We start from the raw sequence: 18,049 nt of genomic DNA, 5'->3' as shown, positions 1-18,049 counted from the left end.
TATTTGAAAAATGGATTTATAGCAGGAGAGCTATAATCCTTCGCGAATTATTAGCATAAAGTATCCAAAGGGAGTAAATTGATTATGTTAATAGGTATACTAATGTTAAGACCCGGCTAATCATGGAGAAGGATTGATATTTCTTCATTTAAGCCTCCTTTATAAATTCGCTTGGTGTTTGTCCGTATTGCTTTTTAAATTCTTTACTAAAATACTTACGATCGCTAAAACCTACCATGTAGGCTATCTCATTAATGGTATATCGTTTACTTTGCAAAAGTATAGTAGCCTTATTCATCCTGACGGATTTAATAAAGTCATTAACAGACATGCCGGTAAGTGCGTTAAGTTTTTTGTATAATATCGGCTTACTCATGGCTAATGCCTTTGTTAATTCAGGCACACCAAATTCTAAATTATCAATATCCCTGTCTATTATGCTGATCACTTTATTCAGGAATTCATTATCAATAGAATCAACCAGTTTTTTTATTTTTTGATCGTTATTTTCATATTGAACAGAAATAATGTCTTCACTTTTCGGAACAGATTTAAGCAGGCGGTTGAAGCTTTGCCGTATCCTTTCACTGGAAGTTAAAAGATTATTTACCTGTAATAATAATATCTCAATGCTAAATGGCTTTGATAAATAAACATCTGCTCCCATTTTTAGTCCCTCTACACGGCTCGAATCGGAGGCTTTTGCAGTTAAAAGAATAACAGGGATGTGATTTGTGCTTTCATCGGTCTTTAGTTTATTACACAATGTAAAACCATCCATTTCGTGCATCATTACATCACTGATAAGAATATCTGGGATATGTTCTTTTGCTAATTCCCAGCCGTTTAATCCGTTATCAGCTATAATCACTTCATAATGATTCTTCAAAAAATCGCTTATAAATAAGCGCATATCAGGGTTGTCCTCCACTAGCAAAACCAGATATTTTTTATTTCCGATTGATTTGTTCTCTACCTGAGCATAGGTTATAGTACTATCAGTATTTATAGCAAAATTTACCGCTTCAGATTGATCATCCTCCTTTGATCTGATCAAATCAGCAGGGTTAAAATGATCAGCCCCTTTACGTAAGCTAATGGTAAAGGCAGTATTATTGCCCCCGGGAGATAACTTACTTTCCACTACAATGGATCCCTGATGCAGTTCTACTATACTTTTAGCCAACGCTAACCCTATACCATAACCTGTATTTTGCTTTCCGTGATCATTCTCCTGAAAGTAATTCTCGAACAAATTCTTCAGATTTTCAGGCGCTATTCCTTTTCCATTGTCGGCTATTGTAATGGTAACTTCGTTCTTATTTTCTTTAATAAATATACCAATATGGCCTCCGTAATTGGTAAACTTAAAAGCATTATAAATTAAATTGTAAAAAACTTTTTCTAGCTGCTCTTTGTCAAAATAAACCTTGGTATCATCTGAAGAAGAAATCAGATCTATAGTTATGTTTCCGGATATGGAATTTTCGTAAAACGAAGCAAGTATTTCCTGCAGGATATTTACAATATTATATTCGGACACATGAAGTTTGAGGTTCCCGCTTTCAGCTTTGCGAAAATCCATCTGTTCGTTTACCAGTTGAAGCAGGCTATCTGAACTTTTCTTTACGATCTGCAATTGTCTGGTATTTTCAGCATCGTCCTTACCAAACAAGACCAATTTTTCCAAAGGCCCTAATATTAAAGAAAGATGCGTACGGATCTCGTGCGATATATTGGTGAAAAAGTTTAGCTTCAGTTGTGTAAGTTCCTTATCTCTCTGCAACAACGACCGGAGTATAAAAAAGCGGGCTATCAAAAACACCAGACCACCTATTAACAGCACGTATAAACAATAGGCCCATATGGTTTCCCAAATTGGAGGTAACACCTGAATATGCAGAATAGCGGCCTGCCCCCAAATACCATCATTGTTAGCACCTTTTGCTAAAAATATATAATTTCCAGCCGAAAGCTTGGTATAGGGAGCCGACGGAATATCGGTATATACCCAATCGTTATTAAAACCCTCTAATTTATAGGCATATTTGTTTTTCTCAGACTTAATGTAGTTTAGCACAGCAAAATCAATGGTAAACACATTTTGCGAATGCGTAAAAATTATTTTAGGTGTTAGGCTAATATCTTTTTTTAGTAATCCATAAGGCTGGTTGATCCTTACGGGCTGATTAAATAGTTTAAGCTCCGTGATAACAACCGGTGGAGCGATATTATTATCTTCTATTTTTGATGGATAAAAACTACTAAGTCCATTATATCCTCCAAAGAGCATTTCGCCTTCAAAGGTTTTATAGCAGGAATTGATATTGAACGTATTCCCTAGTAAGCCATCACTTTTGTAATAATTTTTAAAGGCTTGGGAAGCGATGTTAAATTTTGACAAACCATTGCCTGTACCCATCCAAAGGTTATGATTTGCATCCTCTAATATACTTTGTACGTTATTGTTAGCTAAGCCTTGTTTCTCCGAATAACTAACAAACCTCTGCTGGTTATTATTGTACGCGGCCAAGCCACCATAATACAAGCCAACCCAAATACGACCACGTGTATCCTGAAATATGCAATTGATATCATTGGATTTTAAGCCACTGTGCGTAGTAAACTGCTTTAAATCATTATGGGTATGATCTAACAGAAACAACCCATTGGATGTTCCCATCCATATATTCTTTTCTTTATCTTCCAGTAAAATTTTGACGGATTGTTTGCCAATTTTATTTATGACAGGGTTATCAGCCATCTCTAAAGCACTATTATTTCGCCGGAAAACAAGCAGCCCATTTTGAGTTCCAACCCAGAAATTATTTCGGGAATCTTCTAAAATGTCCAACACTTCAGAGCCTAGTGTTACCGGATCATTTTCGTTATACAGGTATCGCTTAAAATTATGGGTTTTGGGATTAAACACGTTTAAACCACCTCCGTGTGTTCCTGCCCAAATGTTTCCGCTTTTATCAATGTATACCACCTTAATTAAGTCAGATCCAAGCGAGGTAGGATCGCCAGCTTTATTTTGATAAGTAGTTACCACATCAGCTTCACGGTCAAAATAATTTAAGCCCACCCCTTCTGTGCCGATCCATAAATTGTGCTTATTATCCTCACGTACTCCACTCACCACATTGTTATTGATGTTGGAGTGGTACCGTGTTGTTTGGAAGTTCAAAAATGAGGTATTGTACCCAGACACCATATTGATGCCTCCAAAGTAAGTACCTATCCATACGGTATTTGCATTATCTATAAATACGCTGTAAATAGAATTCTGGCTCAAGCTGCTCTTATCCTCAGGATCATGTTTATATGACGAAAACTGCATTGTTTTAGGGTCAAGGATACTTAGCCCCCCCTGTGTACCAATCCATATCTTACCCGAGCTTGCAGTTTTCAATATCCGGATATTATTATTCACCGGGCCTTTTGCGCCGTTGTTACTTAAAAACCGGGTGCAGGTGTTTGTGCTTTTATCATAAAGATTAATACCACCATGCAGGGTACCTATCCACAGGTTATGTTGAAGGTCTTCGGTAATGGTAGTTACATAATTGTCGCTCAAACTGTTGAGCTTCGCTGCCTGGTGCCTGTATATTTGATACCGATACCCGCTGCCCTCCTTTTTCATTTTGGTAAGCCCCGCCGACGAACCTATCCAATAAATACCTTCATGATCCTGGTATATGACATGTACATTGGTTCCGTAAAGCCCGGCAACAGAATCAGGAACGGCCATTGAACTGAACTCACCCGATTTGCCACCTGGCAATAGATACAAACCCGTTGACGACCATACCCAAATGTTTTTTTGCCGGTCTTCATATACCGAACTTATGATCTGATTACCCTTGTTGGAAGATGACGAATCTAAAAGAACCCGTTCAAAGCTGTCCGTTTCCGGATTATATTTATTTAGTCCGTTTCGGGTACCTACCCAAAGTACCTTGTGCGAATCAAGCAGCAGGCAGGTAATATAATTTGATGATAGACTTGTTCTGTCTGAAGGATCATTTTTGTAAATCTTAAAACTCCGGGCATTATACTTATTGAGCCCGTGCTGTGTGCCGTACCACATAAATCCCCTGCCATCCTGAACTATAGCCAGTACCGAATTTTGCGACAAGCCGTTATCTACTGTCAAATTCTCAAACGCGATACGCTGACTATAAGCTGCCGAAAAACAGCCTATGTAGAACAGGAATATGGCAATAGTTAATTTCATTTAGTCGACCACTTAAGTAAAACTAATAAAATTCCCATCACATTAATAGTTTTTCTTTTTAGGATTCTTCGTGCTATCTGTTGATGTTAACGGGCCGGCAATAGAATAAGTTCAACTGGATTGCTAGTCTATCCTGTTCTTAAATAAACAGGCCATAAATACCCATTTATATTTTTACCCCCATTTCTTTACAATCTTACCCCTTGTTTTTTTTAAAAGCAGATAACTTCGATGTGCTCGGTGACCAATATCGACTTTAACCAATTATTTAACCAAATCATTAAAAATGAGAAAACCATTAACATTAATGCTGGTACTGGCGGTTGCAGTATTTGCATCTTGTAAAAAAGCTACAGTCCCGGTGTCGGACACAATAAAAAACTCGAATTTAAAAGCCGCTCTAAATGGTATGTCATTAACAGGCATAGCATATTATGTTGATCCTGCTGGTGATGATAACAACGATGGCAAAAGCACGGGTACAGCCTGGAAAAGCATTAGTAAAGTAAACGCCATGGCATTTGAGCCCGGAGATCTAATTTTGTTTAAAAGTGGCGGTGTATGGAACGACACCCTGCGTTTTAAAAGTTCAGGTACGGCAGGTGCTATTATCACCGTTGATAAATATGGCGGTACGGCGCTGCCGGTTATTAATGGTGGTGGAAAAGTAAATGGTTCTGCTGCGCTGCTTTTGAATAAAGTGTCGTATTTTGAAGTGAATAACCTGGAAATAACCAATACCGTACCTGGCGGTGTTAGCTATGCTGCCACAGGTATCAAAGTAGTAGGCGGAGCGCCTACGGGAGATGCTACTACCAATGTTTCTGTTAAAAATTGTTATGTGCATGATGTAAACTCTCCAATTGATGGACAGGCAAACTACAACAAAGCCAGTGGCGGTATTATTCTTGACGGGAAAATATATGGTGCGCTGGTACAAGGTTGCCGTGTATCTGATTGTACTGTTGAAGGCATACGGACCAACGGCTCAAGGGATATGCCAGCCAGGTGCAAAGACATAATAATTGACAACAATTTGGTTGAAAACGTTTATGGCGACGGCATTGTAATGTCGGGCGTTACCGGAGGTAGTAAAATTACACACAACACTGTTCATAATGTATGTATGAGTAAGGGACCTCAAAATTATGCAGCCGTTTGGACCATAGGCAGCATTAATACGCTTGTGGCCTATAATGAGGTATATGGAGTAAAAGGAGGGGGTAACAACGATGGAAATGTATTTGATGCCGATGGGTATGATACACCTTCAATAACTGATGGTGATATCTTTGAATATAATTATTCGCATGATAACAATGGTGGGTTTATGTTGTTTATGCATAATTCCAAAAACATTACGGTGCGCTACAATGTAAGTGTGAATGATGTGGGTTCGCCTATTAATTCTGACAAGAAAAAGCTATTCTTCTTTGAACCGAGTTCATATTCCTCACGTTATATATACAATAATGTTTTTTACTCAAATAATCCAATAAAAACAGTTTTATATGGTACTCCATCCGGTACTTTTTCAAATAATATCTTCTACAGTAGCTCAACAATAGCATCTTTAAGCAACACCGTGGTAAGCAAAAGTGTTTTATTCAATAACAATTGTTTTTATCCTTCTGCTACTTTCTCTGCGCTAAATTGGGGTACATCTGTGCTTAATAATAATTTTTATACCGATCCATCATTTGTAAATCCTGTATCTGGTACTGGGTTTGATGTTGCCAAGGGATACAATGTTAAGGCGAGCTCAGTCTGTTTAAATGCAGGGATATATATTGGGGACAATGGGGGAAAAGATTTTTCGGGTAATCCCTTACCGACAAATAATCCGGATGTAGGAGCATTTCAGCATAGCGGTGGAAACACTGACAACAGACCTAGTTCTTTTGGAGCTATAGCAGATTCGTATGTTAGAAACGGTAATTATGGCGCCGAAAATTATGGCAGTTTATCCTATATGGTGATTAAAGCAGACGCAGCGGGTTATGCCAGGAAAGCATATGCAAAATTTGATTTTACCGCTGCATCGGTATCAAAAGTGCAATCTGCTAATCTTAGTTTATATGTTAGTGGTGTAAATACAGCCGCTACCCGCACCATTTCGGTATATACCACAGCAAGTAACAGCTGGGGCGAAACATCTATCAACTGGAATAATGCGCCCATAGATGCAACCTATATAGGGCAAATAGTGGTAACCGGCGTTGGTACTTATACTTTGGATGTTAGTAATGCCATTAATGCGCAGCTTCCAAAATCAGATCGATCTGTATCCTTTCTGTTACAAAACAACGGTGCCAATTCTGGTACCAATGATATAAACATCAACAGCCGCGAAGCAAGCAGCAATAAGCCTGCAGTAATACTTACTTATTAGAGATAATAACACTTAACAATTTCGGAATACACTTAGTCTTTCTAATTTAAAGACATGTATCACCCTAAAAAATGTCGCTATGTTTTTGATGTTCAAATTCTATCTAAAATCATAGCGACATTATTTAACCGCTTTTAACTGTAATAATCCCAACCATTTATTAATTCATTTTTTATGCCAAAGACTTTTATTTTATGACCAAATTTCTTTTAAATCACTTGATTATTGCAGTGTTAATTATGTTGCCCGGATTTGGTTTGGCACAATCGTTATCTGTTTCCGGCAAAGTAACAGATAACAAAGGTGCAGCCGTGCCGGGGGTAACCATAACAGAGAAAGGCACAAAAAATGCTACAGCAACAGATGTTAACGGAGCTTTTAAAATAGTTGTTAAAAACAACAATACAGCGCTCGTTTGTTCGCTGGTAGGTTTTTTGTCAAAAGAGGTATCAGCTAACAGCCAGCAGCCACTTAAAATCACGATAGAGGATGATACTCAAAAACTAAACGAAGTAGTGGTAATTGGCTACGGTACGCAGAAGAAGGCAGACCTTACAGGAGCCCTTTCGTCAGTTAACGCAGGGGATTTTAAAAGCCAGCCAGTAACCTCGGTTGCCCAGGTTTTACAGGGACGGGCTGCTGGTGTAACGGTGATGTCTAATTCTGGCGCTCCCGGTGGTGATGCTTCTATACGTATCCGTGGTAACAATTCGATACAGGGCGATAACAATCCGCTTTATGTGATTGATGGCTTTGTTGGTGCAGATTATAGCGCCATTAACCCGCAAGACATTGAATCTATCCAGATATTGAAAGATGCATCGTCTGTAGCCATCTATGGTAGCCGCGGCGCAAATGGTGTAGTGCTGATTGCAACTAAAAAAGGAAAATCAGGCGACACTCAGGTTTTATTTACAGTAAAAGCCTCATCGGCACAAGTATTGAAAAAGCTAAGCTTGCTTAATGCGGCTCAATACGCCGAAACTGTAAATGCCAAGGCACTGGCCACCGGAACAACGCCAATTTATACACAGGCCCAAATTGACCAGTTTGCCGCGAATGGCGGTACCAACTGGCAAAATGAAGTTTTTAGAACGGCCCCGACCCAAGAGTATCAATTAAACTTGGCGGGCGGTAAAGAAAAAACCACTTACTATATTGGCGCTAATTATTTAAACCAACAGGGCATACTAAACAACTCTTATCTGAAACGCTATGCGTTACGATCCAACCTGGAGAGTAAGGTGACTGATAAGTTTTCTATTTCTTTTAATTTTTATGTCAACCGTCAGCAGGGTACTAACCTAAGGGGTAACCTGGGGCGTCAGTCGCCGGTTACACAGGCACTTGCCTGGGCACCTACGGTTGCAGTATTTGATGCCGCCGGAAATTATACGCTGAATGATCCGGTAGGATCAATTACGAGCAACCCGGTGGCTTTGGAGCAGGATCAGGAACTTACCAATATTACAACAACGGCAAACGGCATCCTCGATCTTAGATATAAATTTTCGCAGGATCTCTCGCTGACGGTAACAGGTGGCGCAAATTATGCGAATACGCAAGGTTATACCTATGTGGGGCCATCTGTGAGCCAAAATTTACCAAGTGCCACCCGCTCGTCTTTAGAAGGTGTTAGCTTGCAGCAAACAGATAATCTCACTTACAGCCACCTGTTTGGTGGGGTACACAGGCTTACTGCAACAGCCGTTTTTGAATTTCAAAATTATCAGGCCAACGGGTTCAGCGCTACCGGGAATAACCTAACTTTTCCAAATTTAACATATTATAACCTGGCCTTGGCAAGTACCTACGGTGTGGGAACAAATTACAGTAACAACGCGCTGTCTTCATTATTGGGACGTGTTAATTATGCCTATAAAGACAAATACCTGGTTACCTTTTCGATAAGGCGGGATGGCTCTTCAAAATTTACCACAGGTAACCAATACAGCACCTTCCCATCGGTAGGCCTTGGCTGGAGATTGTCTGAAGAACCCTTTATTAAACAACTTAATTTCTTTGACAACCTGAAATTGCGGGGCAGCTATGGCTCAACCGGCAACCAGGCCATTAACCCGTATCAAACCCTTACTACTTATGGTAACGTAAGCACCAGTTTTATTTCAGGAACCATTACGCCGGGAATATTGATGGGCAACCCGGGCAATCCTTTGCTTAAATGGGAAACCACCAAACAGGTAGATGGTGGTATAGATATGGAGATCCTTAAAAACCGCTTATCCTTTAGTGCAGATTATTACCATAAATCTACCAGTAACCTGCTGTTGCCGGTAACGCTGCCACTTTATTTGGGTGGCGGTTCTATACTTTCTAACGTGGGTAAGGTAAATAACTGGGGATATGAGTTTTCGTTATCCGGCGACCCGATAGTTTCAAAGGATCTCAAGTGGTCGTCTTCATTTAATTTTTCTCTGCTCAATAACAAAGTAGTGAGCTTAGCTAACGGACAGAATATCATGTATACGGGATCAAGCGTGGGTTCGGGGCTGTCAACGCAATCAGAGTTTGTACTAATACCTGGTCAGCGTTTAGGTACCTACTGGGGCTTAACTTACGAAGGCACCTGGAAACCATCAGAAGCCGCAGCTGCGGCGCAATATGGTGCAGTTCCGGGCGATGCCAAATACCTTGATCTGAACAACGACCAGCAGATTAATGGCAGCGACTATCATCCCATCGGTAATGGTTTACCTAAATATAGTTATGGCTGGAATAATAATGTTACCTATAAAGATTTTACGCTAAATGTGTTTATACAGGCACTTACCGGTTTCAGCAAGCTTAATTACACTTATGGTTCAGCTATTACAGCCAATTCTGATAATCGGCAGGCTACCATAGCCGATATTTTGAACCGCTATATTCCAGGGGTAAACGAAACTTCAAATATTCCGGGTTTTAGCAAAACCAACAAAAACTATATCCAGTCTACACGTTTCATGGAAAGTGGCAACTTTGCGCGGCTCAAAAATATTTCACTGGCGTATAACTTCTCGAAGGACAAACTTAAAAAAGTGGATTTGAGTGTTTTTGTAAGCGCCACTAATCTATGGACTATAACTGGTTATAAAGGCTTTGACCCGGAGTCAAGCAGCGTAACTTCAGCTCCCGGTGCCGATGTTAACCAGGGCATCGATTATGGTGCTTACCCGAATGCTAAAACTTATACCGTTGGTTTAACCGCTAAATTTTAAAGAAAAATGAAGAAATCTATCATAGCAATATCAGCCTTATCATTACTATTATTAACACAATGTAAAAAGGCTTTGGAACAGGATCCAAAAGGGCAACTGGTTGGCACCGATGCTGTAAGCACATTGCCGGGCTTACAGGCAGCGGTGCTGGGCGCTTATCAACCGCTCAAAAACGGTTATACCTCCGGTTTTGCATCTTCGGCCATAGTTGGCCTGGTTATGGGTTCTGATGATTTAACCACCCATCCGGCCAGTAACAAGCAGGATTTTCGTGAAATCGATCAGTTCGCGGCCAGTAACACCAATGGCCGTACACCAATAATTTGGTTGGGCTGCTATAAAACCATCATCAACATTAATAATATATTGACCGCGTATAAGAATACATCGGGTAATTCGGCTGCAGTAAATCAATTGCTTGGCGAAGCTTATTTCCTGCGTGCTTTCAGTTATTTCTGGTTAGTGCGCTTTTGGAACAATATACCTTTAATTACCGCATCTTCTTATGATGCCGGCTTATTAAGCATCACCAAAAGCCCTGCAACTGATGTTTATAAATTAATTGAAGCTGATTTGCAACAGGCAGAACAACTGCTGCCTAATGCCAAGCCTGCCGCAGGCAGGGCAGGTGCGGGCGCTGCAAAAGCCTTATTAGCCGAAGTGTACCTGATGGAGGGGGGGTATCCTATAAATGACCAGAGCAAGTACGCCCTGGCAGCGGCAAAAGCCAAAGAGGTGATTAGCAATAAAGCCCTTTATGGTTTTGATCTGGCGCCTGATCTGAATGTGCTGTGGTCTGGTACGCAAACCGCTATTAACACGCCCGAAGCTGTATTTGAACTGGAGTTTTCCTCAGCCAGTGGTAATGGCAACAGTATTTATGGCAAATCTGCCATGCCCGGCGATGAAAATGGCTGGGATGATTATTTTTGTGAAATTAATTTTTTTAATAATTTTCCGGCCGGGAAACGTAAAGACGCGACTTTCCATACCACCTTTATTATGCCTGCCGGTAACATTAATTGGCAAAATGGACAAACGAAACACCCTTACTATCAAAAATTCAGGGTAAATACGCCTACACCTAATTATTTAACCTCAAGCACCAACCAGCCGCTCCCTTTAATCAGATACGCACATGTATTGCTTACTTTTGCCGAAGCGGATGCCCGTGCTAACAATGCAGTAAGTGCAGATGATTACGCTGCGGTTAATGCCATTCGTTCGCGTGCAGGTTTGGCACCACTTAATGGCTTATCGGCTAATGATTTTGAAAGTGCTGTAGTGCAGGAGAGAGCCTGGGAGTTTGCCGGCGAATATACCAGATGGTTTGATCTTGTGCGGCTTCAAATGGTAGAATCAGCTAATGCCAATAAAAATACCAATGACCTGAAACCAATTGGCGCGATTACAAAAGCTAATTACTTTTTGCCGATACCAAATGCTGATTTGCAACTTAATCCTAATCTTAGCTTCAAATAATCAACACATATAACTACGATGATCGCGATTTTAGAAATTTTTTTTACCTTTCGCCACAACGATGGTTAACTAAAAATAGGTTGGAACTGGCGCATTATAAACTGGTGGAAAAGCATTAAAAGCCAAATGAGCTGTGTATGGAATCGGGCTTTGAAGACCTTTCGCATTTTTCTTTTGCCATTAAAAAGAATTTGGATATGCGCCATCTGCCTTAATAGAATATTTAAATGAGGCTGTATCATAAAAGTCGAATTGTCATCCTATCCAAAGGACTCCTACGGAGAGCTTGTCGAAGGACCTGCTTAAATATATGATAAAGTATTTCGACTTCTTATTCCGATTTAACAGGAAGCCCAACGCTACAGATTTGAATCAAATTTATCTGTATGATACAGTCTCATTTTATTTCTTCCCATCAAATAGCCTTCTTTTTAAGCCAGACAACCTGTTGATTACTATCATGCGGCTTACCAAGTATATGCTTGTATAGATCAGGTTTTCTGGCCTGGATATACCGGTATCCTCCAGCATCTGTTAATCTATCTGAGCTTAATTCTGCCATTACAAATTCATTACCTAAAGACCTGCATTCAGTCATTATATCTCCAAAAGGATCAATAATCATCGAACATCCGTTTTTGAGCTGATCATCATCCATACCAATTGGATTGGAGAAAACCGCATATATGGCATTATCATAAGCCCGGGCAGGAAGCCATTTCATTAACCACTGGCGGCCTTTAAGGCCATCAAACTCTGCCCTTAAAATGGCACTGTTGGCATCTTTGTGCTCCCAAAGTTTAGCATCTACAAAGCCTGCTCCGGGCCGGGTAGATGGCGTACACATGGTTACATGGGGCATAAAGATAATTTGCGCACCCAGAAGCGTTGTTGCCCGTACATTTTCTATTATATTATTATCATAACAGATCAGAATGCCGCATTTCCATCCATATAAATCGAATACCGTAAAAGCATTGCCCGGTAATAGATGTGGGTTTATAAACGGATGTAGCTTTCGGTGTTTGGCAATCAGGCCGTTCCCATCAACACAAACATAAGCTTTAAAGAGGTTGTCGTTTTCGTCTTTTTCAAACAGTCCGGCAAGAATAGCGATATTAAATTTTTTGGCAATTTCGATTAAGCGGATAATACTTGGCCCCTGAGGGATGGCTTCTGCCAGTTCGAGCATCTGCGGTTTAGAAAGGTTCCTGGCAAAAGTATAACCCGTTATTGAGCATTCATGGAAGGCAATTGCCTGTGCACCCTGAATGGAGGCTTCTTTGGCAAGCTGTTCAATTACCAAAAGGTTGTATGCCTTATCGCCACTCCGGTTTTCGAACTGAGCTGTAGCTATTTTAAAATTTTTCATTTTTAGTATTTTAACTGATCAAAACTAATCAGCACGATCAAGAAAAATTTGTATAAAACCGACAATCGATTGCCCTATACCCGCATAAGGTTTATGGCCAGCATTTGCTGTGTCTGTTTATAATGGATTGGCGTAAATCCGGTCATTTTTTTAAAATTACGGTTAAGGTGTGCATGGTCATAATAACCCGAAATATAAATCAAATCGGCTATTTTCTCCTTATCGGGCTGTTTTTGAAGTAATTTAAGAAAGTGCTGCAATTTAATGGTATCTGCAAATTTTTTAGGCGAGGTGCCCACATGCTCACTGAATTTACGTTCCAACTGTTTTTCGGTTATGGGGAGTGTTTGGAGTAAATTCCCGATACTGATTAAGCCATGGTGCTGGTAAATACAACGCATGGCCATACTAAAATCAGTAGTTAAATACCTTAGTGCAGTTACCCGCTTAATCAAAAACCGCTCAATCGTTGCAATTGCTTCAACGGTTGATAAAGCGTTAATAATTTGTTCTTCAACATCACGGGCTTCCTGTCCAAAAAAAATAGCCAGGGGTATCGTTTCGTCGTTTAACTCATATGCCGCAGTATGGAAATGGGTAAATAAAGCATAAGGTTCTAAAACCACAGCAATCATCTTCAAATCACCGGGAGTAACCATTGTATTGTAATGGCTCAGTTGTCCATAAACAAAACTCTGAGGTTGTGGAATGGCTGCCGAATTTTCATCATTCCACTGCAAAAACGGATCTTTTAAATGAAAAACAATGCCCGGGTTACCATCCGAAAACATGCGGTAGGAGTGCGCAGCACTGATTTTTTGATCTATAATCAGATAATGTTTAACAAAACCCTGAAGTAAATGATGCGGAGGTAACTGCATACGTAAACAAATGTAAGAGAATCAAAGTATAGGCAAATCGTTTAATTGCAATAAAATTGTACCTGTAGAAATAACGCATATCTTTGCGGCCTGGCGCATTGATACAGTTAAAGATTAAGAAAAGTTTTCTTAATGATCTTAATTGCTTAATGGTCAGTTATTTCTTAAATGATATAATAAATGGATTCTACCCGGTTTTACGAGCGCTTAAGCAAGCAATTAACGGTTTTACCTAAAGAGAGGTTAATTGGTTTTGGATTAGATATCTGCGAAAGGCTTTTACCTGATTATATCGGTTTTTACCAGGAATTTAACTGGGGGAATCCTGAAATCTTAAAAGAATCCATTCAATATATTAAGGATTCGGTGTTGAATGGGGTTAATGAAGAACAGGTAAATCAACTTTTAACCAGGTTGGAAGAAGTTTTACCCGATACCGAAGAATTTACCGATCCATTGGGCACTTATGCCTTAAATGCCGGGTGTGCAGTGTTCGAACTTTTAGAATACCTTACCGATCCGGAAATAGACCATTTATTAAACATCAGCAGCGTAATAACTGATACCATCGATTTTAAATTAAGCGAACTGGAAACCGGTTTAAGTGAAGAAGAATTGTTAAAACACCCCGAATTATTGAAAGAGTGGAACAATCAGCTGGAACTAAGTAAATAGAAGTCTATTTTTTACAATTTCCGCAGGTTTTCAAGCGATGCAATAATCTTTTTCTGGCTTTTAATGGTTTCATCACAAAGTTCGAGTAGCCTGTTTTTTTCTTTAATCAGCGCTTTAAGCTGGTTAAGCTCCTGGTGGTTTTGTATAGCAGTATCAACTTCAAATCGGGCCAGGTCTTCATCTTTGCGGTAATATTCGAAAAAATTAAGGCAAAGTTTTATCGAAATCCGTTTTAAAATTTCAGTATCTACCGATGCAGATTTAAGTAAAGTGCCTACCCGGTGTTTAGTGATGTTTACTGCCGCAGCAAGCTCCTCTCTGCTAATGGATTTTGCCTTCATTTCTTTCCAAATCAGCAATCCAATATGTATACTCATCCCGATTATTTCTTTTTAGATTCGAAACCATATAAACCTTTTTGGTATAAATACGAGGCCATTTGATAATTCGATATCGCTTCGTTAATCAATTGCTGATCTGCCGGCAGGGTTACGGCACTTCCGGTAGTAAAATTGGGTTTATAAGTAACTGCTTTTTTATTCGGATCCAGAATTACCAGTTTATCGTTTTTAATGTAACCCAGGCTTTGGTAGGTACTGATAAAAGCCCTTTCATTTCCTGCTTTCATTTTAAATACATCCTGACCAAAGAATTTACTATCGTAACTGAAATTAAGGTAACCCAAAATAGTAGGGCCAATATCAATCTGTGCGGTAAGTTTCTCAAATTTGCCTGGCGCAATGTGCCCCGGACTATAAAAGATCATTGGAATATGGTATTTATCCACCGGTAGTTCTACTTTACCTGCACTAGATGCACAATGATCGGCTACGATAACAAACAAGGTATTCGAAAACCATGGTTTTTGTTTCGCTTCTCTAATAAATTTACCAATCGCATAATCGGTATATTTAACAGCACCTTCTCTGCCCGTGTGCGATGGGATATCAATCCTTCCTTCAGGGTAAGTGTAAGGGCGGTGGTTCGAAACCGTCATAATCTGTGCAAAAAACGGCTTGTTGTTTTTGTAATCTTTATCCAGTTCGCGTAACGATAGGGTAAACAGGTCTTCATCGGCCACTCCCCAGATATTGGAATAATGAATTTCCGAATCCTGCAGCGAACTTCTGTCGGTTACCTCATAACCATTGTTAGAGAAAAATTCGTTCATGTTATCGAAATAACCATAACCGCCATAAATAAACCTGCTGTTATAACCTTTAGATCGGAATATACTGCCCAACGTAAACAGGTTTTTATTATCAGGGCGCTTAACAATCGATTGGCCGGGCGTAGGAGGGATGCAAAGCGAAAGTGCTTCTAAACCACGTACCGTACGCGTGCCCGAGGCGTATAAATTATTAAAGAGCAAACCTTCTTTGGCCAGCGAATCGAGCTGTGGTGTAATGTGCTGTGTATTGCCAAAAGTACCCAAAAACTCGGCACTTAAACTTTCTACGCTGATGAGTACCACATTCATTTTATTTTCTGCACCTGTATTACTGATGCTTCTCGAAGTATTTTTAAATTCCCCGTTTTTAGCCATAGTATCTTGCTGAAGTAAATGGCCGAGGATAGATCCGGCAGTTTTAATGGGAAGCGTTTTGTAAAAAGTATTGTAATCGAGCTGGTTATTCCAAAAAGCAAAACCAAAATCATACATCCCATTGCCCGAAAGCTCGTTTACATATTGGTTTTTGCTCAGGTATTTTAATTTATGACTTACGCAGAAATAAGTAAAAACAGGCAGGCATAAAAGAATCAATGCAATTTTTGTCCGGTTACCAAAACTGCTTTTTGTAATGGTTGATGCTGTGATGTAGCGCCTTAAAAGATAAATAACCAGGGCGGTAAGCACCACCAAACCCACCATAATGCTGTTAATGGGGTACGATTGGCGGATATTTCCAATCACTTCTGTGGTGTACACTAAATAATCTACTGCTATAAAGTTGTAACGCACCGAAAATTCTTCCCAAAAAAACCACTCAGAAATGGCATTGAAAATCAGGCTGAAAACAACAAAAAAGAAATAAATAAACAACAATACCTTGTTAAATTTACGGCCATACCATTTAGCAGGCAACAGCCATAAATAAATTACAATGGGTATTACCGCAAAAGATGCAGCAGCAAGATCGTAAAAGAGGCCGATAACGAAAATTTTGAGGAGGTTAAGTATCGACCAATCGACAGATGATGCACTATAAACCATTAAGGCAAGCCTGGTGATTAAAGATATGCCGCATAACAGTGCGGTAACTAGAAAAACCGGTCCAAATCTGTTATTCAGTAATTTATTGGTTTGTTGTTTAATGCTCATTTTAAGGTTGAATCCAAAAGTTTTAACTTACCTGCCACACTTTGTACTAACGGGCGAAGGTAAGTTCCAATTCTGAAGGAATTCTGAAGGTTTGGTTAGCCCCTAAAGATATTAATAAATTATTAACTTAATATTTAATTAATATAAGCCTTATTGCTTTAACCTTAAGCTTACTGTTTCGAAAAATTAACACTCAACGTAGCGCTAAATCTGCTTACAAGTTTATCGTAAAGTGTTTTGTTTATCGTGCTCGAAATGATAATTGTATTATTGGTGCCTGTACGGGTAGTTTGGCCAAAATCGCTTGCTGTTAATCCCGCTACCAGGGCATTTAACTGAATACTTACCTTTGCCACATAAGTGCCCGAGGTAACTTCAACCCTTGCTGCTTCTAACTTAATCACCTGGGCCTGGTTCATTTCAAACCTTACAGGGATTTTAGTCCCCGAAGCTTCGATATAGGTTCCTGTTAATAATAATGGTGGGTTGGTAAGCGAACTGCTCATGGTAAGGTTAAATTCGTTGTGCTCGTAAACACCAGAGGCTAATGAAACCGTGCCAGATAATGAATCGGGTTTTAGGGCATTAACCAGGTAGATATTTTTAGATTCCAACAATACCGGAGAGCCTGCTTTAGTTGCACTAAATTCTACTTTGGCAATATTAATACTGGCAGTAGCCCAGTTAATGCTGCCATTGGTGCCAGGTGCTACCACCACGCCACTTGCACTGGCATTACTGCTGAGCGATGCATTTAAATTGCCTGCGCTAAAACTGTAACTCAATTTGGTATCGGTTACCGCCTCTTTTTTGGTACAGCTGCTTATTAGCAGTACAACAAGTGCTGCTAAAGTAATGGTGTAGAGTTTTTTCATTTTATTTGGTTTAGGGATAAGAAGTTAGTTATGCTTCTATATTAAATATACAACTCAATTCTGTAGCAATTCTGAAGTTGAACCATAATGCCCCTTTATCCCTAAATCTAATATTTTAATTTCCAGCCCTGCTTTTTTTGAAAATGAACATTACAGCCTCCGTGGCTACTGTAGCCCCGTTATTGGGGGTTTCAGGGATAGTAGACACCGGATTTTAATCCAAAGTGTGCACCCGGCGCTCTGTAAGGTTTCCAGAATAGATTTTGGATCCCTGAATCTCTAAGAGGCCCAATAGGTATCATTTAAAAGGTAGCCAGACACGAAAAACAGCCCATCTAAACTAGATCACCTAGAACAATCTATGCTTTTTTTTTAAGCAGATTTAAAGCATCTGCAGCGCGTTTTGTTATCCAGACGATAGAAGCCGGAAGCCTAAAAACGAAGTTTAAAAACGCTAAAAATCAGCCGACTGCACACTTAAAGCGGTAATCAATGCACATTTTGGAGCGAAATGAGTGGCCATTTTGGTTAGGAATGAGTGGCCACTTTTCGGATAATCACCAATCAAGCTGTCCCATCCTGAATTTACTT

At 39.7% G+C, this 18,049-nt stretch carries 10 protein-coding genes; 4 read left to right on the top strand and 6 right to left on the bottom strand.

What is annotated here, in order from left to right:
- Positions 1-148 precede the first annotated feature (148 nt).
- Positions 149-4,240 (bottom strand): hybrid sensor histidine kinase/response regulator transcription factor, encoded by a 4,092-nt coding sequence (locus tag U859_RS0124260; protein WP_025145860.1) that lies wholly within the window; start codon positions 4,238-4,240, stop codon positions 149-151.
- A gap of 286 nt (positions 4,241-4,526) precedes the next feature.
- On the opposite strand from U859_RS0124260, the gene U859_RS0124255 reads away from it, so the two are divergent.
- The 3 genes from U859_RS0124255 to U859_RS0124245 all read left to right on the top strand — a co-directional run bounded on the left by U859_RS0124255 (position 4,527) and on the right by U859_RS0124245 (position 11,332).
- The gene (locus U859_RS0124255) at positions 4,527-6,632 is read left to right on the top strand and encodes a DNRLRE domain-containing protein (protein ID WP_025145859.1); all 2,106 of its coding nucleotides are present in this window, start codon (positions 4,527-4,529) and stop codon (positions 6,630-6,632) included.
- Positions 6,633-6,826: 194 nt separating this feature from the next.
- A complete protein-coding gene (locus U859_RS0124250; protein ID WP_025145858.1) occupies positions 6,827-9,850 on the top strand; it encodes a SusC/RagA family TonB-linked outer membrane protein in 3,024 nt (1,007 codons plus the stop codon).
- Positions 9,851-9,856: 6 nt separating this feature from the next.
- Entirely contained in the window at positions 9,857-11,332 is a 1,476-nt protein-coding gene (locus tag U859_RS0124245; protein WP_025145857.1) for a RagB/SusD family nutrient uptake outer membrane protein, read from the top strand.
- A 415-nt stretch (positions 11,333-11,747) separates the two neighbouring features.
- Here U859_RS0124245 and U859_RS0124235 read toward each other — a convergent pair whose 3' ends face one another.
- Together U859_RS0124235 and U859_RS0124230 are read right to left on the bottom strand one after the other, a co-directional pair.
- Entirely contained in the window at positions 11,748-12,704 is a 957-nt protein-coding gene (locus tag U859_RS0124235) for a nitrilase family protein (RefSeq protein ID WP_025145856.1), read from the bottom strand.
- 74 nt (positions 12,705-12,778) lie between these two features.
- Positions 12,779-13,585, bottom strand: a complete 807-nt coding sequence (locus U859_RS0124230) for a helix-turn-helix domain-containing protein (RefSeq protein ID WP_025145855.1) — start codon at positions 13,583-13,585, stop codon at positions 12,779-12,781.
- Between the two features lie 180 nt (positions 13,586-13,765).
- Between U859_RS0124230 and U859_RS0124225 the strand changes: the two genes are divergently transcribed.
- Positions 13,766-14,260, top strand: a complete 495-nt coding sequence (locus U859_RS0124225) for a DUF416 family protein (RefSeq protein WP_025145854.1) — start codon at positions 13,766-13,768, stop codon at positions 14,258-14,260.
- Positions 14,261-14,271: 11 nt separating this feature from the next.
- Here the strand turns inward: U859_RS0124225 and U859_RS0124220 are convergent, their stop codons facing one another.
- From U859_RS0124220 to U859_RS0124210, 3 genes are all read right to left on the bottom strand, one after another.
- On the bottom strand, positions 14,272-14,637 hold the full coding sequence (locus tag U859_RS0124220) for a helix-turn-helix domain-containing protein (RefSeq protein ID WP_025145853.1): 366 nt from the start codon (positions 14,635-14,637) through the stop codon (positions 14,272-14,274).
- A 5-nt stretch (positions 14,638-14,642) separates the two neighbouring features.
- Positions 14,643-16,583, bottom strand: coding sequence for an LTA synthase family protein (locus U859_RS0124215; RefSeq protein WP_025145852.1), 1,941 nt, complete (start codon positions 16,581-16,583; stop codon positions 14,643-14,645).
- A gap of 170 nt (positions 16,584-16,753) precedes the next feature.
- Complete coding sequence (locus U859_RS0124210; protein ID WP_025145851.1) at positions 16,754-17,458, bottom strand: hypothetical protein; 705 nt, start codon at positions 17,456-17,458, stop codon at positions 16,754-16,756.
- Positions 17,459-18,049: the final 591 nt, after the last annotated feature.

It is taken from the genome of Pedobacter jeongneungensis (assembly GCF_000633455.1).
Lineage (GTDB): Bacteria > Bacteroidota > Bacteroidia > Sphingobacteriales > Sphingobacteriaceae > Pedobacter > Pedobacter jeongneungensis_A.
The sequence above is the reverse complement of the archived record's forward strand: the minus strand, read 5'-3'. Positions and strand labels throughout refer to the sequence as shown.

What these genes read in the sequence shown, in the direction of transcription:
- U859_RS0124260 (WP_025145860.1), bottom strand. Translation starts at nt 4,240, where the DNA reads ATGAAATTAACTATTGCCATATTCCTGTTCTACATAGGCTGTTTTTCG.
- U859_RS0124255 (WP_025145859.1), top strand. Translation starts at nt 4,527, where the DNA reads ATGAGAAAACCATTAACATTAATGCTGGTACTGGCGGTTGCAGTATTT.
- U859_RS0124250 (WP_025145858.1), top strand. Translation starts at nt 6,827, where the DNA reads ATGACCAAATTTCTTTTAAATCACTTGATTATTGCAGTGTTAATTATG.
- U859_RS0124245 (WP_025145857.1), top strand. Translation starts at nt 9,857, where the DNA reads ATGAAGAAATCTATCATAGCAATATCAGCCTTATCATTACTATTATTA.
- U859_RS0124235 (WP_025145856.1), bottom strand. Translation starts at nt 12,704, where the DNA reads ATGAAAAATTTTAAAATAGCTACAGCTCAGTTCGAAAACCGGAGTGGC.
- U859_RS0124230 (WP_025145855.1), bottom strand. Translation starts at nt 13,585, where the DNA reads ATGCAGTTACCTCCGCATCATTTACTTCAGGGTTTTGTTAAACATTAT.
- U859_RS0124225 (WP_025145854.1), top strand. Translation starts at nt 13,766, where the DNA reads ATGGATTCTACCCGGTTTTACGAGCGCTTAAGCAAGCAATTAACGGTT.
- U859_RS0124220 (WP_025145853.1), bottom strand. Translation starts at nt 14,637, where the DNA reads ATGAGTATACATATTGGATTGCTGATTTGGAAAGAAATGAAGGCAAAA.
- U859_RS0124215 (WP_025145852.1), bottom strand. Translation starts at nt 16,583, where the DNA reads ATGAGCATTAAACAACAAACCAATAAATTACTGAATAACAGATTTGGA.
- U859_RS0124210 (WP_025145851.1), bottom strand. Translation starts at nt 17,458, where the DNA reads ATGAAAAAACTCTACACCATTACTTTAGCAGCACTTGTTGTACTGCTA.